Origin of the sequence: Paenibacillus sp. FSL R5-0475 (assembly GCF_038004585.1) — a bacterium.
Lineage (GTDB): Bacteria > Bacillota > Bacilli > Paenibacillales > Paenibacillaceae > Paenibacillus_AQ.
Genome location: NZ_JBBORK010000001.1, coordinates 2304992 through 2331213, shown reverse-complemented (window position 1 = coordinate 2331213; position 26222 = coordinate 2304992). Strand labels below are relative to the sequence as shown.

The following is a 26222-nucleotide window of genomic DNA, read 5'->3' as shown; positions in this document are numbered from 1 at the left end:
ACGTGTTTTGAAAAATATAAGAAAGTATAAGTTTTACACTATACTTTACCTTTATATTTCTTGCATGAACGCTTACCGTCCTACAGGGACGCTGAAGACGTTTCTGCTTGAAATATAAGAAAGTATAAGCTTCACACTATACTTTATCCTTATATTTTTACGAGAAACGGTTGTCGTCTTTAAAAGATGACAACGTCGTTTCTTCTTATTACGCATTATTTAAGTATAGACAGGAGCTTGCGGAGAATTTATGAGTTTACTTAGTGTAGAAGACGTTTCCCACAATTTTGGGGATCGGACGTTGTTTAAAAATGTTTCTTTCCGGTTGTTACCGGGTGAGCATGTAGGAATCGTAGGAGCAAATGGCGTAGGAAAATCGACGCTTATGAATATTTTGACTGGAAAACTGTTGAAGGATAGTGGAAAAGTAGAGTGGACGCCTCGCGTCCGTTACGGTTACTTGGATCAGCATACGATCTTAACGCCAGGGAAAACCATCCGTGATGTATTGAAGGACGCTTTCTTGCCACTTTTAGAGCTGGAACAGGAAATGCTAACTATAACTGAAAAGATGGGCGACGCTTCTCCTGAAGAGTTAGAGATGTTACTCGAGCAAATGGGGGACATTCAGGAACAGCTGGACATCGGAGATTTTTATCTTATTGATGTAAAAGTGGAGGAAATGGCGAATGGTCTTGGCCTATCCGTTATTGGACTTGACCGTGATGTCGCTTCACTAAGTGGGGGTCAGCGCACAAAGGTTCTGCTCGCGAAGCTTCTGCTTGAGAAACCGAATGTACTATTGCTGGATGAGCCTACTAACTATTTGGATGTTGAGCATATCGACTGGTTAACTAACTATTTGAAGCAATATCCATATGCATTTATATTGATCTCTCATGATACGGAATTCATGAATAAAGTCGTAAATGTGGTCTATCACCTGGAGTTCGGTAAACTTACTCGATACACTGCGAACTACGAGAAATTCCTGAATATGGCCGAGATGAATAAGATCCAACACATAGATGCTTATGAGAAACAACAGGATTTTATTAAGAAACAAGAGGATTTCATTCAGCGTAACAAAGCTCGTGCCTCCACATCTGGCCGGGCGAAGAGCCGTGAGAAACAGCTGGATCGTATGGATCGAATTGATCGACCAGAAGAAGCTGCAAAACCTACCTTTAAGTTTAAAGAAAGTCGGGCCAGCGGGAAAACAGTCTTCGAAGGCATTGATTTCGAGATTGGTTACGACCGTCCGTTGCTTCCTATGCTGAACATGACCATTGAACGTGGAGAGAAGATCGCTATAACTGGTTGCAATGGTGTCGGTAAATCGACGCTACTGAAGACTATTCTTGGCGTGATTCCTACGTATAGCGGTAAAACCTATCTAGGAGATTATCTGAACTCAGCGTATTTCCAACAAGAAGTGAAAGCAGCTAATCTTACACCTATTGAGGATGTCTGGAATGAATTTTCTAGTCTAACTCAGAATGAAGTGCGTGGACATCTTGCTCGCTGTGGTCTGAAAAATGAGCATATTACCCGACCGCTTAGCATGCTGAGTGGTGGCGAACAAGCTAAGGTCCGTCTCTGTAAGCTGTTGATGCGTGAGAGCAACTGGGTTCTGTTCGATGAACCTACCAATCACCTTGATGTTATTGCCAAGGCAGAGCTGAAGCGGGCATTACAAGAATATAAAGGCACAGTCCTGCTCGTCTCCCATGAACCTGATTTCTATGAAGATTGGGTTACGAAAATTTGGGATGTTGAACAGTGGTCAGCAGTACAAGTATAGAATCTTCATACTCCCGGGGAATAGCAGACGATCTGCTGTTCTCCGGTTTTTGGATACGGGGAGGGAAACCGAATGATTCATACAGATGGTCGTGAAGATCGTTATTCTCGTCAGGTGCGATTTGCGCCATTTGGAGCAGAGGGACAAGAAAGGCTCGCGCAGTCTAGTGTTTTAGTAGTGGGAGCAGGTGCGCTTGGTACAGGGATTGCAGAGACGCTGGTACGCTGCGGGGTAGGCAAAATTATTTTAGCTGACCGTGATTATGTAGAGTGGAGTAACCTTCAGAGGCAACAGCTCTATACTGAGGTAGATGCTATTGAACGTATGCCTAAGGCTGCTGCTGCGCAGCGCAAACTTCAACAGATTAATTCTGAGGTCGTTATTGAAGCCTATGTTATAGATGTTCGTGCCGAAGAGTTGGAAGAGCTTGTTTCAGGGGTTGATCTGATCATGGATGGTACAGACAATTTTGATACTCGGCTCATTATTAATGATATGGCGCAAAAGCACGGTATTCCTTGGATCTATGGTGCATGTGTAGGCAGTTATGGAATAACCTATACGATTTTGCCAGGAGAAACTCCATGTCTCCATTGTCTTCTAGGTACAGTACCGCTAGGAGGTGATACCTGTGATACCGCAGGTATACTTCCGCAAGCAGTACAACTAGTTACGGCAAATGCAACGGCAGAGGCGCTGAAACTACTAGGTCAGCGTAAAGATCAATTAAGAAACAAACTGTTAACGTTTGATGTGTGGCGGAATGAATACCATGAAATTGGAGTGAAAGCTGCCAAAAAGAAAAACTGCCCTTCTTGTGGGAGTCATCCGATCTACCCCTATCTAATGGCAGCGAATACCGAACGAGGCGATGTTCTTTGTGGAAGGGATACAGTACAAATTCGACCTGCGAGACCACAGAAGCTTAACTTGCAGGAAACTGCGGATCGTTTGTCTCGTTTAGGAAGCGGAAGCGTGGACAGCAACGCTTATCTGGTTTCTTTTATAGAAGGGCCTTATCGGTTAGTAATTTTTGCTGATGGTAGAGCGTTGATTCATGGAACAAAAGATATTGCTGCTGCTCGAGGCTTTTATCATCGATATTTTGGATAAAGAAGCTGTAAATAGGTGTTCAGGCCATTTCTTAGGAATGGTCTTTTTGTTTTCCGGGAATTCTATACGTACCGCAGTGATGCTGGTGCAAGTCATATGGATATGGGGGAACTTTGTGATTGAGCAAATAATATGGTATATGGCTGATAGCAGTAGTAGAGAAGAAGATCGAACCGTTATAAAAAGTGTGCTACAAGATATTGGACTTGAAGCAACAAAAAGCGAAGATCCCGAGGATCTCCGCTTATCCATATCAAAAGTAGAACCGGTACTGCTGCTTGCTGAGTTATGCGAGGTGGGGACTTGGGAAGGCTGGGACATAATTTCCGCTGTAAGAGCTGAGGGGATGATACTACCGGTAATGGTGATTTCCGGTGAACAATCTGAATCTGGAACTGGGGCAGTTTCGGCGTTCTCAGCCGGGGGTAATGAATATATGACAAAGCCTTTACATACCGGTGAATTCAAACACAGAATTCTAAATTTGTTAACCCTTACTGGACGGCGTCGAAATTTAAATCAAATACTGAGAGTCGATGGTTTAATGCTCGATCCCAGCCGCAGGTTTGTAAGTCGCGACGGGATCGAGTTAAAAATGACACCCAAAGAATTTGATCTATTGTATTATCTCGCTGCGAACCAAGGAATGATATGCTCTCGCATCGAGATACTTAAGGAAGTATGGGGTTACCAATTTCACGCAGATACCAATGTTGTAGATGTTTACATCAGACATATCCGTTTGAAAATGGATAAAGGTCACCGGAACAAGTTGATTCACACCGTTCGCGGAACAGGATATGTAATGAGGGCGCCCGAAGGCGGCACCACATCCTGAGACTATTTCTCTATTATAGTTTGAACTCTACTACAGAGTCGTTGTTTACAGTACGCGGCGAGCCTTTAAATATGTTTTTTTCCAAGTACCGGAGTTAAGATCGGAAATCGTAACACCAGGTTTGCCGTAAGTGTGCAGAATTTTACCATTGCCGGCATAAACAGCAACGTGAGTTACGTTTTTACCAGTTGCTCTGCTACCGCTGGAGAAGAATACGAGATCGCCTACACGAAGATTCGCTTTAGATACGGCTGTTCCTACTTTTGATTGCGCTGCAGCCGTACGAGGCAGTGTTACGTTATATTGTTTAAAGATGTATTTTGTAAAAGAAGAGCAGTCAAAAACTTTAGTAGTAGAAGTGGATGCACCGAACTTGTAAGGCACTCCCATATATTTCTTCCCGAGATTCACTACGCTTTGACCTTTAGATACGGAAGCTGCTTCAACTTTCGTTGCGCCTACGCCTGTTGCCATCATTGTACCCAAGCCCATTGTAGTAACCATACCTATAACAATCGCTTTTTTAATCCATTGTTGTTTATTCATGTTGTATTACCTCCAAGGTGTTAGTCTTTGTTGTTGTGTTTGTCTGTCTTGCTTGCCTGATTCGTAGTATAGCAGGTTATCTATGACATAAAAATTGGAAGAGGTGCAATAAAGTGAGGCTGGGTATGGGTTGTAAGCGTTTTATTAAAAATTCATTAAAAGTTACAAAAAATTAATAATTTGATGTAATAGGATCTTAAAAAAGCCGGAAAACCCTTGGTACAAAAGAGTTTTTACGGCTTTTTCGAATTTGAGATAAAAGTTACAATGATGTTTCTAAACTATAAAAAAGTAGCATTTTTACGTTAAACATGATCTCTATGTATCTAGTCTTTACTCTGAATGATCAGCAACAATCCACTTCGAATGGTAACCGTCCCTGAGGATGAAACCAGTTTGTTACTCACACCAAGTGATTGTCCAAGCTTTAGTGTAGCGTTAGTCAATGGATATTGAAATCCTTCTAAGGTAATACCCGATACTTCTGGGGTTAAAGGCAGTAAAGAAACGTAGGTATAGCCTAAATCGTTGATAACTGCTTGGGATCCTGTAAGGGTTATATAGTTATGCGTGTCCATGACGTAGCAGTTGATTTGACGTTGTAGGGCTCTTGTCATCATTTGAATGCTAGCCAGGGAGTGGTCAATTCGAGTACCTGTAACACCTAATAGTAGAATAGAATCGGGTTGCTGATCCATCGCAATATCTAGCGCCATCTCACTATCTGTCAAATCTTTGTTCACGGCATCACAGGTGATAGTCTTCTTGCTTTTGGATTCAATATCTTGAAGCGCTTCAGGCGAAACGGAATCAAAATCACCTACTGCTATATCTGGTGTATATCCGTGTGAAATGAGAAATAGCGCTCCCTGATCCGCACCGATAATAAAATCATCTTCATCTAATAGGTTGAAATATTCTGGAGACAGTTCTCCACCTGCAAAAATTACGACTCGTTTGGATGACATAACATCCATCCCTCCTCTTAAACCTCTTGTTGAGTATCCTGTCCAGTATAATGCAGATCGAAAGGTTGCACAATTGACCTCGAGAACGCTAAAATGAGAGTGTGCGATCTTTTGAGTATAAATTCACATATAATTAGGTTTAACAACGGGAGGTGAACAAAATCGTAAGAGTACTGTTTGTATGTCTGGGTAATATTTGTCGATCACCAATGGCGGAGGCTGTTCTGCGGCATAAGATTAATGAACGAGAACTATCTGATAAGATTCTTGTAGACTCAGCGGGAACTGGAGATTGGCATATAGGAAAAGAGCCGCATGAAGGAACAAGACGTATCCTTGATCAGAACGACATTAGCTATGAGAACATGTTAGCGCGGCTAGTCGACAGTGAAGATTTTCAAAAATTTGACTATATCGTCTGCATGGACAAGTCTAATGGAGAGAATGTTCGGAAGATTCCAGGCGGGAAAGACGCCGAGCTAATGTTCTTCATGGATTTATTGCCTGAGGAGGAGCTGCGCGAAGTACCGGATCCGTATTTTACAGGTAATTTTGAACAGGTATATGATTTGATCAACGCGGGCTGTGACATATTGCTGGAAAGAATGATAAGAGAAAAGCTGTAACCCATTCGGATTACAGCTCTCTCTGTATGATTCATATGGTAAATCGAGGGAAATTGCTGGATTTAACTGTAAGCGCAATCAAGTAATCTACATACTGTTCTTTAGATGTTCACTATTTACTACTATCAATAGGTCATTATGCGTTTAAGAAATAGAGTAGAGATTCTGGTAGCTCTTTCTGCCAGAAGCCCCAGAGATGAAGTCCGTCTTTCTCTCGGTAGGATACGGTTGCTCCGCGTAATTCAAGCAATGTTTTTGTTTCTCGATTCATCTGAACAAAATCATAAATGCCAGTATCCGTTTTGTAGTCTGTTTCCTGCAGACCAACGACCATATTAATGTTGAGCCAGGAGAGATCCTCTTCTTTAGCCAGCATGTCGCGGGATTCAGGATAGAATGCACCGGAAAGGCTGATGATACGTGTGAAGATCGCAGGATAAGCAAGTGCAAGGTGGAGCGATACACTGCCCCCAAGGGAGTCGCCTGCTAAGATTCGTTCGTCCGGAGTACGGCGCACAGGATATTTTTGTTCAATGAAGGGAATAATCTCTTCGGAAAAGCAAGATAAGTACTGCTTGAATCTGCTTCCAAAAGGAGCGTATTCTTGAGTCCGAACAGCGACGTTTACTTCGACACCAACAATGATGAAGGGCTCCACGTCTTCTTCTATAATAAGACGTCCAGCGAGTGTAGCGATACGGCCAAAGTTAAAGAACTCTTCGCCGTCTTGGCAGTACACCACTGGGTAGCTCAAGACTTCGTTGTAGCCGGGAGGAAGATAGATGCGTAATTTACGTTCCTCCTGCAGATGTTTACTCCAAAGCGTTTCTTTTACAATTGTGCGTTTCAGAAAAACAGAATCGCTCATAGTTGCCACGTCACCTTTCTTGTCGAATTTTGCAATACACAACGGTTTGCTCTAAAATGAATAGCTGAGTAACTGTGTGATTAATCATTTACTTGTTCCAAAAGCTTTAAACTGTTATATAAAAATAAATCACCTGTTATACATACAAAATTTAAAGGAATATAAATTTTATAAGTATTTCTTTGACGAAAGTAACCAAACAGGTGTATAATAATATTATAACAGAGGCAGCTGATATTCAAATTTTTTTATTGAGGTGAAGATAATGAGTAAAGTTCCTTATGAAGTGTATACAGAGGACGTCGAGGCTCTAACGGTACTTTCCCCGGATGGAGAAATTATCAACAAGGATAAAATGCCTGATTTAACCGACGATCAACTGAAAGAAATTATGTATCGTATGGTATTTACCCGTACTTGGGATGATCGTGCAGTAAATCTTGGTCGTCAAGGCCGTCTTGGTTTCTACGCACCGGTATCCGGTCAAGAAGCTACTATGATTGGTAGCGAGTACGCTTTGGAGAAAGAAGACTTCTTATGCCCAGGCTACCGTGATATTCCGCAGCTAGTATGGCACGGACTTCCATTGTACCAAGCATTCTTATATTCCCGTGGACACCAACATGGTGGAGCTATTCCTGATGGCGTTAATGTATTGATGCCACAAATTATCATCGGCGCGCAAATCCTGCACGCTACAGGAATTGCAATGGGCTTTAAATTGAAGAAACAAAAGAGTGTTGCAATTACTTACACTGGTGATGGCGGTTCTTCTGAAGGCGACTTCTATGAAGGCTTGAACTTTGCTGGTCGCTTTAAACTGCCTGTTATCTTCTTTGTTCAAAACAACGGTTACGCGATTACGACTCCATTCGCAAAACAAACAGCTTCCAAATCGATCGCTCACAAAGCGGTTGCAGCTGGTATCCCGGGAATTAAAGTTGACGGCATGGACATCTTTGCAGTAATCAGTGCTGTTCGTGACGCTGCTGAGCGTGCACGTAATGGCGAAGGTGCTACATTGATCGAAGCTGTAACTTACCGTTTCCGTCCACACTCCCTTTCTGACGATGCAAGTAAATATCGTTCGAAAGAAGAAGAAGGACAATGGAGCGAAAAGGATCCAATCAACCGTCTTGCCAAGTATTTGGAGAAGAAAGGTCTTTGGACTGAAGAAGATACGCTGCGCGTGAAAGACGAAGCGAAAGCTACTGTTAACGAGCAGATTAAAAAAGCTGAACAAACCGAAAAAATGACTATACCTGGCTTGATCGACAGCATGTTCGAAGTAACACCTAAACATCTGGAAGAGCAAAAAGCCGATTTTGAATAAGGGGGATATCAGGCAATGGCACAAATGAATATGAAAGAAGCGATCCGCGACGCGATGCGCGTTGAACTGAATCGTGACCCTAACGTTCTTATCTTCGGAGAGGATGTTGGTAATGTAGGTGGCGTTTTCCGTGTAACGGAAGGGCTGCAAAAGGAATTTGGCGAAGATCGTATTTTTGATACTCCACTAGCTGAGTCCGCTATCGGTGGTCTGGCATTTGGTCTTGGTGTACAAGGCTTCCGCCCAATTGCAGAAATTCAATTCGTTGGTTTTATCTTTGAAGCACTTGATCAGATCGTTGTTCAAGCGGCACGTCTGCGCTGGCGTTCTGGCGGTAAATATAATGCTCCAATCGTATTCCGTACTCCTTTTGGTGGCGGAGTTAAGGCTGCTGAGCTTCATACAGATTCACTCGAAGGTTTGATTGCACAAAGCCCGGGTATTAAAGTAGTAATTCCTTCAAACCCATATGATGCTAAGGGACTTCTTATCGCGTCTATCCGCGACAATGACCCTGTATTCTTCATGGAGCATTTGAACCTATACCATGCATTCCGTGCTGAAGTGCCAGAAGGTGAATACACTGTTGAACTTGGCAAAGCTAACGTAGTACGTGAAGGTGCTGATGTATCTATCATTACTTACGGGCTGATGGTACATACAGCTACCAAAGCAGCCGAGCAACTCGAAAAAGAAGGCATTAACGTTGAAATTATTGACCTTCGTACTGTAAGTCCAATCGACATCGACACTATTGTAGCGTCTGTGAAGAAGACTAACCGTGCTATCGTAGTACAAGAAGCTCAAAAGAGCTCCGGTGTTGCTGCTGAGGTTATTGCACAAATTAACGAAAAAGCATTGCTGCACTTGGAAGCACCTGTTCTTCGGATCGCAGGTCCGGACACAGTATATCCATTCGCACAAATTGAAGATACATGGCTTCCAAACCCTGCGCGTATTATCGCAGGCGTGAAGAAAGTTTTGGATTTCTAAAATATTTTTTCTATGAGAAACGGTTGTCATCCTTTATGGATGACAACGTCGTTTCTTCTTCTGAATTCTAACCATAAGGTCAGTCCCAATTTCACAAGGAGGTTTTCAAAGTGGCAAAGTTTGAATACCGATTCCCTGAACTAGGTGAAGGTTTGCATGAAGGTGAAATCATCAAAATGCATATCAAAGCCGGTGACAAGGTAACGGATGATGATATCGTAATGGAAGTTCAAAATGATAAGGCGGTAGTTGAGGTGCCTTGTCCAGTGAACGGTACCGTGTTGGAAGTTTTGACTAAAGATGGCCAAGTTTGCCGTGTTGGCGAAGTTGTAGCTATTATCGAAGCTGAGGGCGACGTGCCTGAGCAAGAAGGTCATGCTGCTGAAGAAGCTCCAGCTGCACCTGCACCTGCTGCACCAGCTCCTGCGAATGCTAAATCAGCGAACTTTGAATATCGGTTCCCAGAACTGGGTGAAGGTCTGCATGAAGGTGAAATCATCAAAATGCATATCAAAGCCGGTGACAAAGTAACCGATGATGATATCATCATGGAAGTTCAAAATGACAAGGCAGTAGTTGAGGTTCCTTGTCCAGTGAACGGTACTGTGTTGGAAGTTCTGACTAAAGATGGTCAAGTATGCCGTGTTGGCGATGTTGTAGCTATCATTGCTGCAGAAGGTGACGTTCCTGAACAAGCAGGTCATGCTTCCGCAGAAGCAGATGCAGCAAAAGGAAGTGCAAATACCACTTCTTCCCCTGCAGCAACTAGCCCATCTGATGCTAAACAAGGTGGATCTGTTAGTGCAGCGCCTGCGCCTGACCGTGATGTGTTGGCTACACCAAGCGTTCGTAAATTTGCTCGTGAGCAAAAAGTGGATATCTCTAAAGTGAACGGAACTGGAAAAGGCGGCAAAATCACTCGTGAAGACGTTGAAGCATTCTTGAAAGGTGGTTCAGCACCTGCGGCAGCGGCAACACCTGCAGCGGCAGCTTCTGAAGCTCCTAAGGCTACTAAAACTGAAGCTAAAGCAACATCTGCAGCAGCGAGCGGTAATGTTAGTCTTGAAGAAGAACGTGTACCTTACAAGGGCATTCGTAAAGCGATCGCCAATGCAATGGTTAAATCGGCTTACACTGCACCTCACGTTACAATTATGGACGAAGTAGATGTTACTGAACTGGTAGCATTCCGTACACGTATGAAGCCAATCGCTGAGAAAAAAGGCGTTAAGGTTACTTACCTTCCGTTCATTGTTAAAGCATTGGTTGCAGCTTCCCGTCAATTCCCAGCTCTTAACGCTATGATTGATGAAGAAGCAGGCGAGATTGTTTACAAGAAATACTACAACATCGGTATCGCTACTGATACACCAAACGGCTTGATCGTTCCAGTTATCAAAGATGCTGACCGTAAGAGCATCTGGATGATCGCTAGCAGCATCACTGACCTTGCAGTTCGTGGTCGTGACGGTAAATTGTCTGCTAACGAAATGAAGGGCAGCACGATCTCCATCAGTAACATTGGTTCTGCTGGCGGTATGTTCTTTACTCCAATCATTAACTTCCCTGAAGTGGCTATCCTCGGAACTGGCCGTATCAGTGAAAAAGCAGTAGTTAAGAATGGTGAAATCGTAGTTGCTCCTGTAATGGCGTTGTCACTCAGCTTTGACCACCGTATTATCGATGGTGCGACTGCTCAAAACTTTATGAACTACATTAAATCGCTGCTCAATAATCCTGAGCTGCTGGTTATGGAGGTATAATTATGGTAGTAGGAGACGCTTCTCTAGATATTGACACATTGGTCATTGGTGCAGGTCCTGGTGGGTATGTGGCGGCAATTCGTGCCGCCCAGCTCGGCCAAAAAGTCCTCATCGTGGATAAATCGGAACTCGGCGGTGTATGTTTGAACCGTGGATGTATTCCTTCTAAAGCACTGATTGCTGCTGCACATCAGTTCGAATCTGCTAAGCATGGTGAAGTTTTCGGTGTTACTGCTGAGAACGTTAAAGTGGATTTTGCCAAAACTCAAGAGTTCAAAAACGGCGTAGTTAAGAAAATGACTAGCGGCGTGACTAGCTTGATGAAAGGCAACAAAATTGAAGTATTTAACGGCGAATGCATGTTTATCAGCGACACAGAAGCACGTGTGTTCAATGATCATGAATCCCCACGTTACCGCTTCAAACACTGTATCATTGCAACAGGTTCCCGTCCGATTGAACTGAAACCTTTCCCATTCGGTGGACGCATTCTGTCTTCGACTGAAGCTCTTGAGCTTCCAGAAATTCCGAAGAGCATGATCGTAATCGGTGGTGGTTACATCGGCGCTGAGCTTGGCCAAATGTACTCCAAATTCGGTACTAAAGTAACAATCATCGAAGGTTTGGATACTGTACTTCCAGGCTTTGATAAAGATATGACTCGTCTTGTTGCGAAAAACATGGCTAAAACTGGCATCGAAATCGTAACTAACGCTAAAGCTGAAAGTGCTGTACAGAACGACAAGGAAGTTACCGTGAAATATTCTGTTGGTGGCGAATCCAAAGAAGTTACTGCGGATTACTTGCTTGTAACTGTAGGCCGTCGTCCTAACACTGATGGTGAACTTGGACTAGACCTGATCGGTCTTGAGCTCGACGAGCGTGGATTGATCAAAGTCGATCACCAAGGTCGCACAAGCATTCCTAACATCTTCGCTATCGGCGACGTTGTTCCAGGTCTGGCGTTGGCTCACAAAGCTTCTTACGAAGGTAAGATTGCCGCAGAAGCGATTGCAGGACTTACATCTGTTGTTGACTACAAAGTCATCCCAGCAGTTGTGTTTACAGATCCTGAATGCTCAAGCGTTGGTTTGACTGAGAAAGAAGCGAAAGACAAAGGCTACAAAGTGAAAGCTGGTAAGTTCCCATTTGCAGGGAATGGCCGCGCCGTATCTTTGAACAGCCCAGAAGGTTTCATCAAAATTGTTGCTAACTCCGAAAACAATCTTGTGCTTGGTGCACAAATCGTTGGTATCGAAGCTTCTAACTTGATCGCTGAACTTGGTTTGGCAATTGAAATGGGCGCAACACTTGAAGATATCGCTTTGACTATTCATGCGCATCCAACCCTTGGCGAAATCGTCATGGAAGCTGCTGAACTGGTTGAAGGTCACCCTATTCACGTAATGAAATAATTTCTCTACCCAATTGCTCTAGCAGGCACAAAAAAGGCGGAACGCATTTGCGTTTCGCCTTTTTGAGTTTTCCACTTTTTTGAAAAAAGATATAATGGGGGGAGATGAAACAATTTGAGCGAATACACTATAAAATCATTCATCCGTATTTTAAAAACTTATATAGGGAGGACAAATGATGAAACCCAATAAGTTAAAGCCTGGTGATGAGTTGCGAATCATCTCACCTGCCAGAAGTCTGTCGTTAATCGCTGCTGAACAAAGGAAAATTGCCAAAGAACAGCTGCAAAAATTAGGTTTTCGGATATCATTTTCCGTAAATTCTTTTGAGAAGGATGATTTTGTTTCCTCATCGATCGATTCTAGAATAGAGGATTTGCACGAAGCTTTTTTAGATCCGAATGTTAAAGGGATTCTTACGACCATTGGAGGCTTTAATAGCAATCAACTGCTACGTTATATCGACTATTCCATCATTGCAGAGCATCCTAAACGATTATGCGGGTATTCGGATATTACTGCTTTAAGTAATGCAATCTATGCTAAAACAGGATTAGTTACATATTCAGGACCACATTTTTCTAGCTTCGCAATGCTTCACGACAATGAATATACCACCGAATATTTCCGTAAGCTGATGATGGACAACAAAGAAATAGTGGTGAGGCCTTCGAAGCATTGGAGTGATGATGAGTGGTATCTGGACCAGGAGAACCGTGTATTTATCAGAAATGAAGGTCCGTTCATTATCAATGATGGAGAAGCGAAAGGGACAATTATCGGTGGGAACCTCTGTACACTAAATCTTTTGCAGGGAACGGAGTATATGCCAAGTTTAAAAAATTCGATATTATTTCTTGAGGATGATTATGAGTCATCGCCTGCAACCTTTGATAGGGATTTACAATCGCTGATTCATCAACCAGATTTTCAACATGTTAAAGGATTGGTTATTGGCAGATTCCAACAAGGATCACGTATGACTAAAGAACTGTTGATCAAAATCATAACTTCGAAAGAAGAGCTATCAGACATTCCTGTCATTGCAGACGTGGACTTTGGACATACATCCCCTATGATTACTTTCCCTGTAGGTGGACAAGCCTCACTTCGTGCTTATGGGGTTAGAGTAGAGTTAAGAATATCGGAGTAGTGAATTCCTCAGATTATTAAATAAATTTAAAAAATATCTTACCTTCTACAAAAATCGGATTTTTCAGATATAATATATGAGGTGAAATATTACGGAGGTGCAGTAATTTGAATAATGAGTTAGAACAAACCTATTTGAATTTTTTACAATATATTTTAGATAATGGTGTAAAAAAAGAAGATCGTACCGGAACGGGTACTATTAGTGTATTTGGTTATCAAATGCGATTTGATTTATCAAAAGGCTTCCCATTATTTACAACAAAACGGACACCGTTCCGTTTAATCGCAAGTGAATTATTATGGTTTATTAAAGGCGACACAAACATTCGTTATTTATTGAAAAATAATAATCATATTTGGGATGAATGGGCTTTCAAAAGATGGGTTGAATCAGACGAATATACAGGTCCAGATATGACTGATTTCGGGAATCGTTGTTTAATTGATGAAGACTTCAATCAAGTTTATCAAGCAGAGATGAAAGCATTTTGTGATCGTGTCTTAGAAGATGATGCGTTCGCAGCGAAGCATGGTGACCTAGGGAATGTTTATGGTAAGCAATGGCGAAATTGGACATCTTCTACGGGTGAATCCATTGACCAATTACAAGATGTAATTCATCAGATCAAAACAAATCCTGATTCTCGTCGTTTAATTGTAAGCGCATGGAACCCGGAAGATGTTATAAATGCTGGGGCAAAAGGGAGTAAAGCAGCGTTACCACCTTGCCACGTTATGTTCCAGTTCTATGTTGCAAATGGTAAATTAAGCTGTCACTTGCTGCAGCGCAGCGCTGACTCTTTTCTTGGAGCTAACTTCAATATCCCGTCTTACTCCTTACTTACACATTTAATAGCACATGAGTGTGGTCTAGAAGTAGGCGAGTTTGTATATAGCATTAGTGATGCACATATCTATTCAAACCATGTTGATCAAGTTAAAGAGCAATTATCAAGAGATTTAAGACCATTGCCTACCTTGGTTATTAATTCAAATAAGAAATCACTTTTTGATATCGAGCTGGAAGACCTTATCATTGAAGGGTACAATCCGCATCCTTCGATAAAAGCTCCGATCGCAGTATAAATTAATGGTTATCAAGATTTTTTGATCTATATAGGTAGGAAGGAGCGTGTATCATGAGTATTAGCTTAATATGGGCAATGGGCACCAATCATGTTATTGGAAAAGATAATGATATGCCTTGGCATTTACCGCTTGATTTCGCTTATTTCAAAGCAGAAACACTGGGAAAGAGAATGCTTATGGGCCGCAAAACGTGGGATTCGCTCGGAGGGAAGCCTCTAAAGGGCAGAACAAGCTTAATTATGACTAGAGATACTGATTATGCTCCTGAAGGTGCAGAGGTTGTACACACGCTTGAGGAAGCTCTCAGCGAGGGTAGAAAAGACGATGAGCTGATGGTGATCGGCGGTGCGGAAATTTATAAGCTGATGTTGCCGTATGCTGACAAGTTGATGTTAACGCAAATTGAACAGGATTTTGAAGGGAATACCCGGTTTCCTGATATTGACTGGAGTGTGTGGAAAGAAGTTTCCAATAAGAAGGGAATTCGTGATGAAAAGAATCCGTATGATTACCGTTTTCTTGTTTATGAACGTACGGAATAGCAATAAAACGTTTTCTCTGACATAACATGTGAAATAGTACAAAAAATCAGTAGATTAATCCATTACTGTGCAAAAGTAATGAGTGCTACTATAATTAAAATTAGAAATGATAATCTACAGGTATAGAATGTGCAGGTACTTCATTGCGCTGCTCACGACCATACGAAGCCGCAATATGCTACAATGTACTATACTTCAACACGAAGAGAACGGATGGGGGAAACGTAAACATGTCTACACCTACAGGTTTTATGGAGTATAAACGGCAGCTCCCAGGTGATCGGGATCCTGAGCAGCGGGTAAAAGACTGGGAGGAGTTCCACCATCATTTATCCGAGGACGAGCTTCAGACACAAGGAGCGCGCTGCATGGATTGCGGAACGCCGTATTGTCATACAGGAATTGATATGGCTGGAGGAACCTCGGGTTGTCCAGTTCATAATCTAATTCCAGAGTGGAATAATTTGGTGTACCGCGGACTCTGGAAAGAAGCCCTGGAACGTCTGCATAAGACGAATAATTTCCCTGAGTTTACTGGAAGCATTTGTCCTGCTCCTTGCGAAGGCTCTTGCACTGTGGGTCTAATTGGACAGCCGGTGACCATTAAGACCATTGAGTTAGCTATTATTGATAAGGGCTTTGAAGAAGGCTGGGTTGTACCTAATCCTCCAGAGAAACGTACAGGCAAAAAGATTGCAATCGTAGGCTCTGGACCTGCTGGACTCGCAGCAGCAGCTCAACTTAATAAGGCTGGACATACAGTAACTGTATTTGAACGCAGTGACCGCATCGGCGGGCTGCTGACATATGGCATTCCCACTATGAAACTCGATAAGAGAGTTGTTCAACGTCGTGTAGATTTATTAGCTGCAGAAGGTATTAATTTTGTAGTGAATACAGAGATTGGCAAGGATATTCCTGCTCAACAGCTAGTGGATGAGTATGATGCGGTTGTTCTGTGTGGTGGAGCTACAAAGGCACGTCGTTTTAACGTTGAAGGCAGTGAGCTTAAGGGTGTTATGTACGCCATGGACTATTTAAATGGTACGATTAAGAGCTATTTGAATTCCAATCTTGAAGATGGCAACTATGTATCTGCTGAAGGTAAAGACGTGATCGTCTTGGGTGGCGGTGATACTGGATCTGACTGTGTTGCTACAGCACTTCGTCATGGCTGCAGCAGTATCACTCAATTTGGTACACATGAAAAAGCACCTCTTCAGCGTGATCCGATTGCTAACCCTTGGCCACAATTCCCGAATGTATATAGCCTAGACTACGCGCAAGAAGAAGCTAAAGCCATATTTGGGGATGACCCGCGTGAGTTCTCTATCATGACTACTAAATTTGTTGGTGATGATGAAGGTAACTTGAAAGAGCTGCATACTGTACAGATCCGCCGGATCGTGGATGAGACAGGTCGTAAGATCTATCAACCTGTTCCAGGTACCGAAGCTGTGTATCCTGCTCAATTAGCTTTGATAGCCATCGGTTTTGATGGGCCAGAACAAGATATTATTCAAGAGCTTGATCTTGAGACAGATCGTCGTTCCAATGTGAAAGCTCGTTATGGTAAATTCAATACGAACGTGGATAAAGTATTTGCTGCTGGCGATATGAGACGTGGTCAAAGCTTGGTTGTATGGGCCATCAACGAAGGACGCGAAGCTGCGCGTGAAGTGGATAAATACCTGATGGGTTCAACCGTTCTTGTTTAAAACGTTAAGATAATAATTGTCTAATAAGCCGTTTCAAAAGCAGTTTACCTGCTGGAGAAACGGTTTTTTAAATAAAGCGATGCTTGACGTAGATATCAGTATCATATAAATTAAATACACATGATAAAAGCATTGACCAAGGATCTACGATTCAAGAAGCGTTAGAACAGAGAGGGAACCCACCGGGTGAAAGGTTCCTCAAACACGTGTGAGTGGTATCCTGCCTTGGTAGCTGTAGCGATAGTATCTACTAACCCGCTACCGGAATCGACCGTTATCCGATTTGAGGATTGCCAAATAAGAATGGATTGTATGCTGAGCTGGCAGTTGAATAAGGGTGGTATCACGACACATTCGTCCCTGACGAATGTGTCTTTTTGCATTTAGAGAGATAATTTCTGGGGGAGGGTATTTAAGATGCGACAAAGCAATTTATTATTAACAACACTGCGTGAGGTGCCTTCGGAAGCGGAGACAAACAGTCATCAGCTACTGCTGCGTGCGGGGTATATCCGTCAATTAGCTGCTGGAGTATATACCTATTTACCACTTGGACGGCGGGTTCTGCGAAAGATAGAAGCGATTGTGAGAGAAGAGATGGATCTTTCCGGAACGCAGGAGATTTTAATGCCATCCATGCAGCCTGCGGAACTTTGGAAGGAATCAGAACGTTATGATGTTTATGGTAAGGAGTTGATGACTTTTAAGGATCGTCATGAGCGGGAATTCATTCTCGGTCCAACGCATGAAGAAGTAGTAACCTCTCTTGTGCGGAATGAGATCAGCTCCTATCGTAAGCTTCCTGTTACCGTGTATCAAATTCAGACTAAGTTTCGAGATGAACGGCGACCACGTTCCGGATTGCTAAGAGGAAGAGAGTTCTTGATGAAGGATGCGTACTCTTTTGACATAAGCTCAGAAGGACTTGATAAATCATACCACCAAATGTTCGATGCTTATCACCGGATATTTAAGCGATGTGGATTGAAGTTCAGAGCTGTTCATGCAGATTCTGGTGCAATTGGCGGAGAAGGGGGCAGCCATGAATTTATGGCACTGGCTGATATCGGGGAAGATACGATTGCGGTATGTTCCTCTTGCGATTACGCAGCCAATCTGGAACAGGCAGCAGCTGTGCGTCCTGTTAAGAAGGAAATGAATTTCGAAGTACCAGCGATAGAGAAATTCCATACTCCAAATTTACGTACAATTGATCAATTAGAGCAGGAGTTGGAGATCCAGCCAGAGCAGATTATGAAAACATTGATCTACGAAGGTAGCGGACAATTCTTTGCTGTAGTGGTTCGAGGAGATCATGAAGTTAATGAGATAAAAGTGAGTAAATATATCGGAGCGATGGAGATCGGTCTTGCTGACTATGAAGCTGTGAAATCCTTAACGGGTGTAGAGAGTGGGTTTGTGGGGCCTGTGGGACTTCAATTAACTGTACTAGTTGATGCCGCAGTTGCTGAGATGACGGAAGGTACGACGGGAGCAGGAGAAAAAGATTATCACTTCCGTAATGTTGTACCTGGTAGAGATTTTGGGCTTGAGCATGTGGGGGATTTTCGCAATGTAGCGGAAGGAGAAGCTTGTCCACATTGCGAGGATGGCGTTCTTCATTTTCATCAAGGCATTGAAATCGGACATGTCTTTAAATTAGGTACCAAATACAGTGAGAAGCTTGGAGCTTCCTTTTTAGATCGTTCAGGCAAAAGTCAGCCTATGATCATGGGTTGTTACGGAATTGGAATCTCGCGACTATTGTCCGCAATTGTAGAACAGAATCATGATGATCAAGGAATAATGTGGCCAGTTGCATTAGCACCTTATCAGGTTCATATTTTGATCATGTCCATAAAGGACTCGGAGCAACTGGAAGTTGCAGAGGAGCTTTATAATCAACTTACTAAGCTCGGTTTTGAGACGCTTCTAGATGATAGGGATGAACGTGCTGGCGTTAAATTTAAGGATTCAAGTTTGATTGGTATACCCGTAACGCTAGTAGTTGGTAAGGAGGCTGCACAAGGTAGGGTGGAGTATCTAGAAAGAGCCTCCGCTGCGGGTAAAGAAGTCTTAGAAAAGTTAGAAGCAGTTTCTCGTATCCAAGAATTCTTTTCGCAGCTGAATTAAACTTCTATAACTCAAACTGAAAGCCATTGTTCAGGGCGGGAAAGTGCTGGAGGTAACTTTGTGAGATCATCACCTATTGCCGCATTAATCTGACCCTGAGTTAGAAAAATGCACTCTGATAGATCAGCGCCCCTAAGGTCAGTGTCACGGAAATCTGCACCAATAAGATCTGCACCTCTAAGATTAGCGCCTTTAAGGTCAGCGGCAATCAAATAGGCTCCCCTCAGGTTGGCGCCCCTGAGATCTGCATTTTTAAGATTTGCGCCGACAAGGTCAGCACCACGGCTGAAAGTTCTCGATGCTTTTTTAAGTTTACGACGAGCCTCAGTACGCACAAGTTCACTGACTTGCAGCAGTAACAGATTAATCTTTGCTCGATGAGCGTCAACATTCACCTTCTGTAGAGAATCAGGGTTAAGTAAAGTGAGTTGTTCCGTCTCATCGAGTGCTGTTTGCAGCTCAACATGTATTGAATGGGTTATATCTAAGTCCAATGATTCATTTAAGTACCATAGCAATTCGTGCAAATGCCACATGGCCGTAAATACCTCGAACATTTGCTTTGCAGTTTTTGGATTCTTCCGCCAGTCCTCACCGGTATAAGTAACCTGAGAAAGCTTTTGCCCAGCCCCAAAACAGTCATATACAGTACAACCACGAAATCCAAGCGCTCTTAAATCTGTATGTACACCACAGCGAAAGTCTGATTGTAGGTTATGGCACGGCTGGCCAGCTGCTTTATCCATAGCAAAATCCACTGAAGCTGAAAAAGGTAGTGCGGAACAGCACAATCCGAAGCAGCTCTCACATTCTGCTTTTAAATAGTGACCGTTTTTGTCCTTATAAGGTTCTGTAAATTTGTGATTTTCAGACACGTTTTGATTCCTCCGATATATAAAACTCGTTTACCAAACTATTCTAATTCATAGAAAAGACAAAGGGAAGTCTGAATTTTACCTAGGCCTACTAACCAATCCATTAAAAAAAACCGAGGTTAATGGTATAATAGAATACTGGACGCATTTTGGACTTAAGAACGAAAAGGTAAGGAGCGATTGTTTTTGAAGACACTCATTATTGCGGAGAAACCGGATATGGGGCGGAATATCGCCGCCGCAATAGAACCGAAGGCCAAAAATTACCGTTCCTATCTTGAAGGGGAGCAGTACATTATTACTTGGGCAATAGGGCATCTAATCGGTTTGGCCGAGCCGGATGCTTATGATGTCAAATACAAAAAGTGGAATATTAATGATCTGCCCATTATTCCAGACCAGTTCAAACTGGTTCCTAATGCGCGGACAATCGACCAGCTCAAGGTAATTGGAGATCTTGCGAAACGTAGCGATCTTCTAGTGAATTCATGCGATGCCGGGCGAGAAGGGCAGCATATCTTTTCACTCATTCAACGACATTTGAAGCTGGAGCATCCTGTGAAGCGGTTGTGGATCTCGGATCTGACGCCAGAGACCATTCGCAAAGGATTCCAGGAGCTGAAGGATGGATCGGAGTACGAGAATCTAACGAAAGCAGCAAAAGCTCGCAGTGAAGCGGATTGGCTCATCGGCATGAACGGATCACGTGCTTTTACTACAAAGCATAATGTGCTGCTGTCCGTGGGTAGGGTTCAAACTCCCGTACTCGCGCTGATTTACGACCGACAGAAGACGATTGAGGCGTTCTCTTCCCTAAAGTTTTTTGAGGTGGAGGGACATTTTACTCAGAATGAAATGACCTATAAAGGCATGTGGCAGGGGGATCGGCTGACTGACGGGGATAAGGCGGAGGCGCTAGCTGCCAAGGTCAAAGGAAAACCGGGCCGGATTGAGTCTTACGAGGTTAAGGAAACAAAAGAGTATCCAAATAAGCTGTACGATTTAACGCTGCTGCAGCGTGAGGCGAATGGAAAGTACGCTTTTTCCGCAAAAAAGACGCTTGATATTGCTCAAGCGTTATATGAAAAGCATAAGGTGATCTCTTATCCGCGGACGAACTCCAACTATGTTACAGAACAGAATATTCCTGAGATGCATAAGACGTTATCCGCGCTGCAAGGGACGGCTTATGATGAGTGGGTGAAGGGTGCGAATCGCAATCTCGTTCATAAAGGGAATAAATTCATCTGCAACCCCTCGAAGGTTGAGGATCACCACGCGATTTTGCCTACATATCGTAAAGCATCAGGACTTAGTGCAGATGAAGGAAAGCTGTATGATTTGATTGTGCGGCGTTTTTTGTCTCAGTTCTATCCGGCAGCGGAGTATAAAGTGCATACGGTGATGACCGAGGTAGAAGAGGAAAAGTTCAAAACCACAGTCAAGGAATTATTAAGCCTCGGCTGGAAGGTCATTTACGCGGACCAGAAGAAGGATAAAGCGAAGACTTCCAAGGGTAAGAACAAGGATGACGAAGAGGACGAAGAGATCGAAGTGAACGAACCATTTTCTATTGTTCCGGCAGAAGAAGTGGTTTGTAGTGAGACTATTGTTAAAGAGAAAGATACTCAGCCACCCAAGCATTACACAGAAGGTACGCTGCTTCGAGCGATGGAAAGTGCCGGAAAGCAGATTGAGGATGAAGAGCTTCGCGATGCTATGAAGGATTCAGGGCTTGGAACTCCGGCTACCCGTGCAGCAACGATAGAACGGCTGAAGAATGTCGGATACATCGAAATGCAGGGCAAAAAAATTGCCATCACACAAAAAGGACGAACAGCCATTGAGCTGATTCGTGGAGCGGGTATTGAGCTGTTGACTTCACCGGAAATGACCGGACAATGGGAACGTCGTTTGAACGAAATATCGAGAGGAACGGCGTCGGACGGGCAGTTTATGGAGAATGTAAAAAGATTCGCCTGCATGATCGTAGACAAAGTACGAGTACAATCCCGGGCGTCCAAAACCTCTTTTGAAGGGGAGACGCCTTCTGTCAATACAAGTGCTAAAGGGCGAAGTGCTGGAAGTACATCTCGTAAAACCACCGACAAACCTGCGGCGCCGCGAAAGCGCAAGGAAAGTAGTGAAGAGGAATCTGCCAATTCAGGACCTAAGGTCATTGGAAACTGTCCGCGTCCCGGCTGCGGTGGAATGATTTTTATGGGTAAAAAAGGCTACGGCTGCTCTCATTACAAGGAAGGCTGTAAATTCGTGATTTGGAAAGAGAATCATGGTCGTACACTCACGGATGCACAAGTGAAGGCGTTGATTGAGAAAGGTCGGACGGGCAAGCTAAAGCTTACCAGCGAAGACGGTACACCTCTGGAAGGCAAGCTAGTGCTTCAAAATATGGATACGGGCGAATTAGCAATTGAATCATAGTCGATCCAAAAGAATGTGTGTACGGTAAAAAGGTGTCTCTAGCCATGATGGATACATGGCAGAGACACCTTTTTAATCATGCCTTATAATTATTCAGCGGATTTAGCCAGCTGCGCTTCAATCGCTGCAGTTAACCCTTCATAGGAGGAGTCAGGAAGCAGGGTGCCGTTTACCATAAATTTAGGTGTACCATTAACCCCGTACGATCCCGCGATCTTGAAGTCTTCTTTGACGTCGAACATATAGGTATGATTCTTGAGATCTGTTTCGAATTGAGCGTAATCAATACCTTCTATGTTATCTTTGACGAAATTTAGAATGAACTTCTGTGTGGCCCATATTTTGCTCTCATCGCCTTGATTGGCGTACAACTTATGGAGATATTCCCAAAACTTCTCGTTGCTTTGCTTATAAATGGCTTCACCTGCACTTGCAGCAAGATAGGAATCTCGATCCAGGAAGGCAAAGTTCATGAAGAAAAGCTCAACTTTTCCGGTATCCACGTAGTCCTTAACAAACGTATCCAGATATTTCTCCGTCCAGTTTTTGCAGGCAGGACATTTGAAATCTGCAAATTCGATGACTTTGATTTTGGCATCAGGACTACCAAGATGAGGTTGCTTTTCATATTTCAGCCCATCAACAACAATGCTCCCCTTCACATCAGTGTAGTTAGGTAAACCCTCTGTACTGTCCGTCTTGTAATTTAGAATGAAGACAATAACAGCGACAAGGATTACAACAACTATACCTAAGAGCATGGGAAGCATTTGTTTGTTAGTTCGAGAATGGTTGGACTTCACTTTCTTGTTCATATCTCATCTCCTACCTCATTTAGGAATTATACAAAAATAGTATAATCATCCCAGAGGTAGAGTAGATATGTCATTTGTAACAATGTCTGAGGTTACTTTGCACCTAGAGTTTCTGCAGGGTAGCGGTACGAATAACAGGAGGCACCTCATGGATGGAGGAAATGGTCTTCACTGCTTGTTGCATTTCTTGCTCCAATTCAATAAGGTTATAGCTCCATTCATTCTGTTGCTTCAGATAGATACTGTTAATGCCTGCGGTTACTGCCGGAAGTACATCTGTACGTAAAGAGTTACCAATCATCCAGGTGCGTTTGCGGTCAAAGCCTTGCGTAGTCAAAATATTTTCAAGTGCCTCAACATTTTTATGTTGACGAATATAGATCCGGTCATCAAAGTAAGCATCTAGCTTCATTTGCTCAATTTTACGTTGTTGGATCGTATCGTCTCCACCTGTGTACAGGAATAAATGGTGACCATCCTGCTTCAGAGTATCCAGCGTTTCAACCATGCCAGGGTAAGCTTCGATTTCTTGATCATAGACGCTTAGTCCAAGCTTGTGTAACTGTTGTTCTTGAAAACGGTCCGTCGGACGATTATATTTTGCGCAGAAATAGCGGTAGGTAGCGATTAGGGATTTAGGGAAATTATCGCTGGCAAGACCACTTGTGTTGACCGTGTGCACGTCAATTTCTATTTGTTTGTCGCGTAGGTCACTGGTGCTCGGGCCAAATTCGTTAAACCAATCAGTCATTAGCTCAAAATATTGCCCTAAAATCAGATCGAAATATTTGTTGCAGTGGACCAGTGTATCATCTAGATCGAAAATCACCTGTTGTGTCATGTATTTCATATCTCTCACTCCTTGGATCTGTATCTGTATAGTGCTCTATAGATAAATATAAGACTCTAGGAACATTTGAAGCTCTGATGCGCCGTCAGGGCGAATACTGAAACGTTCATCTTGTTCACCTCTAAGATGGATGCGGAGTAGGCCGGCTACTCGTAGAATCATAAGGTGATGCATCAGCATTTCTCTGGATTGATTAAGATCTGATTGCATCTCCCACAACGACTTGGGTTCATGTGCGACATAGCGAAGCAATCGAAGTCTGGTGGGGTCGGATAGTGCCTTGGTCATGCGCAAAAGCACCATAGGTGGTTCATTTTCGTCTTCTAAAGGTACATCTACAGGGTATTGTACGATCACCATGGTTTTGTAGAAGCAGTAGGTGTTAATCGGACGATTATGAACAGTTGGTAGTAATACAATCGTTTTTAGATCCGTGATCTCCTCGAAAACTACACCGCCAGACGCGTATTCAATTAGAGAAATGGGATCCATTTTACTTTCAAGCATTTTTTTCTCAGAAGCATCTTCAATTAATAGCGGTAATATTTTGTGCTCCACATGGCGGAAGTATTGCTCGTACCAGAGACGCAAGAGTGGACTATAGCTGCTCCGAATCCGAAAAGCATCTTCAATCGTAAACTCCTGAATGAGCGGAGCGATTTGCTGATAACATTCATCTATGGAGGCTGAATCCAGATCATCTAAGAAATGCTGCACTGAAGTTGCGGGTCCTCGAATGTAAACCCAGGCATATAGCACATCATAATCCGTAAAAGGCCACTCGGCGGCTTGCATTAAAGCTGTTACCTTATGAGGAGAAATGCGATCTTCCACATCACTTATCCAGTGGGGACCAATGTCCAAATTGGAGATCCATTTTCTAGTTACATATAACATAAAACTGTCCAGCAGTTCATAAACCGGCGATACGTCGATCTTTAATTCGTACTCCATGTCTCATGCACCCCCAGGAAATCCGTAACATCTTCATATTATCTCTTGTTTTGAAGAGGGTTGTCCACTATAATGTTCGGTGTTTGCCAATTGGCGTTAGAACAAATTAGCGTTATTAATCATAGGGGGATATCATCTGTGTCAGACCGGCCAAAATTATCTATTCGAAGTAACAGCAAAATGAATTTCATGATTCTTATTACCGCTACTATAGCGGCTGGACTCAGCCAAGGAATGCTGCTTCCCGTATTATCCATTCTATTGGAGCAGAAAGGAGTTTCCTCTTCGCTTAATGGACTTAATGCAGCTGCTTTATACATAGGATCATTCGGAATGACCTTGATTGCTGAAAGAGTTCTCGGAGCGATTGGATTCAAAAAATTGATTGCTGGCGGGATAAGCTTAGTCTTAGTAAGCTTGCTTTTATTCCCCTTTTTTCCTGGAATCAAAATATGGTTTGTGTTACGTCTACTTGTAGGTGTTGGTGATGCAGCTATCAATTATGCCGCCCAGCTATGGGTGCTGCTAATGACACCTGCCGAGCATCGTGGACGAAATCTTTCCCTGTATGGGATGTCCTATGGTCTGGGCTTTAGCTTGGGGCCACTTGGAATTAGTCTGCTGCGCTTTGGTCAGGCAACACCCTTTATTGTTCTAGCTTTTCTTTTTTTGCTGGTCCTAATACTAGCCGTTACAATGCTTCCGGATTCACGTCCAGATAAAGTTGAGAGTGGAGAAAGTCAGGTACGCCGGTTTGGACGTTGTTACAGTCTAGCGTGGTTTGCTTTAATTCCTGCACTCCTATACGGTTTCATGGAAGCAAGCTTAAACAGTAATTTTCCAGTGTATGGCCTCCGGATCGGATACAGCACGGATCAAATTGCAGCCTTATTGCCTTTTGCGGGCATTGGAGGACTGTTGTTACAATTCCCGCTAGGACTGTGGAGCGACCGTTTTGGTCGAAAGAAGGTATTGATTCTTACTGGGATTGGAGGCGGGATTGCCTTCGCATTACTGCCATTAGCAGGTGACCATTTCAAAGTGACTATGGTGCTGTTGATGATTGCTGGTGGACTTGTAGGCTCCTTTTTCTCGTTAGGGCTTAGTCTGGCTGCGGACATTTTACCACGACATTTACTGCCTGCTGCAAATGTGGTTGCTTCTTTTCATTTTAGTATAGGCAGTATTATAGGTCCAGGGATCGGCGGTTTGCTCATGCAAGTCGGCTGGGGCGGGGGGATTTTCGGCTTGATGGGCGCTTTATATATCGCCTTCGGATTGCTTGGGTTATTTTTCTCGCCACGGCAAAAAATTTGAGGTAAGATAAGAACGAGTGCTCGCATGGAAATTCATCTGGCTTTCAGAGTACACTATAGATTATA

22 protein-coding genes are annotated in these 26222 nt (G+C 43.2%); 15 read left to right on the top strand and 7 right to left on the bottom strand.

Translation table 11 applies throughout. The features are described from left to right. Positions 1-250 precede the first annotated feature (250 nt). The 3 genes from MKX41_RS10290 (at position 251) to MKX41_RS10280 (ending at position 3755) form a co-directional block, all read left to right on the top strand. Positions 251-1804: an ABC-F family ATP-binding cassette domain-containing protein gene (locus MKX41_RS10290; RefSeq protein ID WP_042188823.1), complete on the top strand. Its 1554-nt coding sequence runs from the start codon at positions 251-253 to the stop codon at positions 1802-1804. A 72-nt stretch (positions 1805-1876) separates the two neighbouring features. Next, positions 1877-2917, top strand: a complete 1041-nt coding sequence (locus tag MKX41_RS10285; RefSeq protein ID WP_340970160.1) for a ThiF family adenylyltransferase — start codon at positions 1877-1879, stop codon at positions 2915-2917. Continuing rightward, the gene (locus tag MKX41_RS10280) at positions 2862-3755 is read left to right on the top strand and encodes a response regulator transcription factor (protein WP_340970158.1); all 894 of its coding nucleotides are present in this window, start codon (positions 2862-2864) and stop codon (positions 3753-3755) included. The genes MKX41_RS10285 and MKX41_RS10280 overlap by 56 nt, the downstream gene beginning before the upstream one ends. 45 nt (positions 3756-3800) lie before the next feature. Here the strand turns inward: MKX41_RS10280 and MKX41_RS10275 are convergent, their stop codons facing one another. Together MKX41_RS10275 and MKX41_RS10270 are read right to left on the bottom strand one after the other, a co-directional pair. Further along, positions 3801-4301 (bottom strand): C40 family peptidase, encoded by a 501-nt coding sequence (locus MKX41_RS10275; protein WP_076283549.1) that lies wholly within the window; start codon positions 4299-4301, stop codon positions 3801-3803. A 326-nt stretch (positions 4302-4627) separates the two neighbouring features. Then, positions 4628-5269: a thiamine diphosphokinase gene (locus tag MKX41_RS10270; protein WP_076283550.1), complete on the bottom strand. Its 642-nt coding sequence runs from the start codon at positions 5267-5269 to the stop codon at positions 4628-4630. 161 nt (positions 5270-5430) lie between these two features. Between MKX41_RS10270 and MKX41_RS10265 the strand changes: the two genes are divergently transcribed. Beyond that, positions 5431-5895 (top strand): low molecular weight protein-tyrosine-phosphatase, encoded by a 465-nt coding sequence (locus MKX41_RS10265; RefSeq protein WP_076283779.1) that lies wholly within the window; start codon positions 5431-5433, stop codon positions 5893-5895. Between the two features lie 136 nt (positions 5896-6031). On the opposite strand, the gene MKX41_RS10260 is transcribed toward MKX41_RS10265, so the two are convergent. Then, positions 6032-6763 carry an alpha/beta hydrolase gene (locus MKX41_RS10260; RefSeq protein ID WP_340970153.1) on the bottom strand — a complete coding sequence of 244 codons (732 nt, stop codon included), beginning with the start codon at positions 6761-6763 and terminating at the stop codon, positions 6032-6034. 265 nt (positions 6764-7028) lie between these two features. Here MKX41_RS10260 and pdhA point away from each other — a divergent pair, with 265 nt between their 5' ends. From pdhA to MKX41_RS10215, 9 genes are all read left to right on the top strand, one after another. Then, positions 7029-8096: a pyruvate dehydrogenase (acetyl-transferring) E1 component subunit alpha gene (gene pdhA / locus MKX41_RS10255; RefSeq protein WP_042188812.1), complete on the top strand. Its 1068-nt coding sequence runs from the start codon at positions 7029-7031 to the stop codon at positions 8094-8096. Positions 8097-8111: 15 nt separating this feature from the next. After that, the gene (locus MKX41_RS10250) at positions 8112-9089 is read left to right on the top strand and encodes an alpha-ketoacid dehydrogenase subunit beta (protein ID WP_042188810.1); all 978 of its coding nucleotides are present in this window, start codon (positions 8112-8114) and stop codon (positions 9087-9089) included. 110 nt (positions 9090-9199) lie between these two features. Next, the gene (locus tag MKX41_RS10245) at positions 9200-10852 is read left to right on the top strand and encodes a 2-oxo acid dehydrogenase subunit E2 (protein WP_340970150.1); all 1653 of its coding nucleotides are present in this window, start codon (positions 9200-9202) and stop codon (positions 10850-10852) included. A gap of 2 nt (positions 10853-10854) precedes the next feature. Continuing rightward, positions 10855-12267: a dihydrolipoyl dehydrogenase gene (gene lpdA / locus MKX41_RS10240; protein WP_042188806.1), complete on the top strand. Its 1413-nt coding sequence runs from the start codon at positions 10855-10857 to the stop codon at positions 12265-12267. 178 nt (positions 12268-12445) lie between these two features. After that, positions 12446-13420 (top strand): S66 family peptidase, encoded by a 975-nt coding sequence (locus MKX41_RS10235; protein WP_042188804.1) that lies wholly within the window; start codon positions 12446-12448, stop codon positions 13418-13420. A gap of 107 nt (positions 13421-13527) precedes the next feature. Beyond that, positions 13528-14508 (top strand): thymidylate synthase, encoded by a 981-nt coding sequence (locus MKX41_RS10230; protein ID WP_042188802.1) that lies wholly within the window; start codon positions 13528-13530, stop codon positions 14506-14508. Between the two features lie 53 nt (positions 14509-14561). Further along, the gene (locus tag MKX41_RS10225; RefSeq protein WP_149647325.1) at positions 14562-15053 is read left to right on the top strand and encodes a dihydrofolate reductase; all 492 of its coding nucleotides are present in this window, start codon (positions 14562-14564) and stop codon (positions 15051-15053) included. 230 nt (positions 15054-15283) lie between these two features. Beyond that, the gene (locus tag MKX41_RS10220; protein ID WP_042188798.1) at positions 15284-16771 is read left to right on the top strand and encodes a glutamate synthase subunit beta; all 1488 of its coding nucleotides are present in this window, start codon (positions 15284-15286) and stop codon (positions 16769-16771) included. Positions 16772-17188: 417 nt separating this feature from the next. Further along, positions 17189-18904: a proline--tRNA ligase gene (locus tag MKX41_RS10215; RefSeq protein WP_340970142.1), complete on the top strand. Its 1716-nt coding sequence runs from the start codon at positions 17189-17191 to the stop codon at positions 18902-18904. 11 nt (positions 18905-18915) lie between these two features. Here MKX41_RS10215 and MKX41_RS10210 read toward each other — a convergent pair whose 3' ends face one another. Next, positions 18916-19779 (bottom strand): pentapeptide repeat-containing protein, encoded by an 864-nt coding sequence (locus MKX41_RS10210; protein ID WP_340970140.1) that lies wholly within the window; start codon positions 19777-19779, stop codon positions 18916-18918. Between the two features lie 186 nt (positions 19780-19965). Here MKX41_RS10210 and MKX41_RS10205 point away from each other — a divergent pair, with 186 nt between their 5' ends. After that, complete coding sequence (locus MKX41_RS10205; RefSeq protein ID WP_340970138.1) at positions 19966-22221, top strand: type IA DNA topoisomerase; 2256 nt, start codon at positions 19966-19968, stop codon at positions 22219-22221. Between the two features lie 89 nt (positions 22222-22310). Here MKX41_RS10205 and MKX41_RS10200 read toward each other — a convergent pair whose 3' ends face one another. The 3 genes from MKX41_RS10200 to MKX41_RS10190 all read right to left on the bottom strand — a co-directional run bounded on the left by MKX41_RS10200 (position 22311) and on the right by MKX41_RS10190 (position 24840). Further along, entirely contained in the window at positions 22311-23036 is a 726-nt protein-coding gene (locus MKX41_RS10200; RefSeq protein ID WP_340970135.1) for a DsbA family protein, read from the bottom strand. Positions 23037-23139: 103 nt separating this feature from the next. Next, positions 23140-23886, bottom strand: coding sequence for an HAD family hydrolase (locus MKX41_RS10195; protein WP_076283560.1), 747 nt, complete (start codon positions 23884-23886; stop codon positions 23140-23142). A 36-nt stretch (positions 23887-23922) separates the two neighbouring features. Then, positions 23923-24840, bottom strand: a complete 918-nt coding sequence (locus MKX41_RS10190; RefSeq protein ID WP_340970132.1) for an ArsR/SmtB family transcription factor — start codon at positions 24838-24840, stop codon at positions 23923-23925. Positions 24841-25002: 162 nt separating this feature from the next. Between MKX41_RS10190 and MKX41_RS10185 the strand changes: the two genes are divergently transcribed. Continuing rightward, the gene (locus tag MKX41_RS10185; protein ID WP_076283781.1) at positions 25003-26157 is read left to right on the top strand and encodes an MFS transporter; all 1155 of its coding nucleotides are present in this window, start codon (positions 25003-25005) and stop codon (positions 26155-26157) included. The last annotated feature ends 65 nt before the right edge of the window (positions 26158-26222 follow it).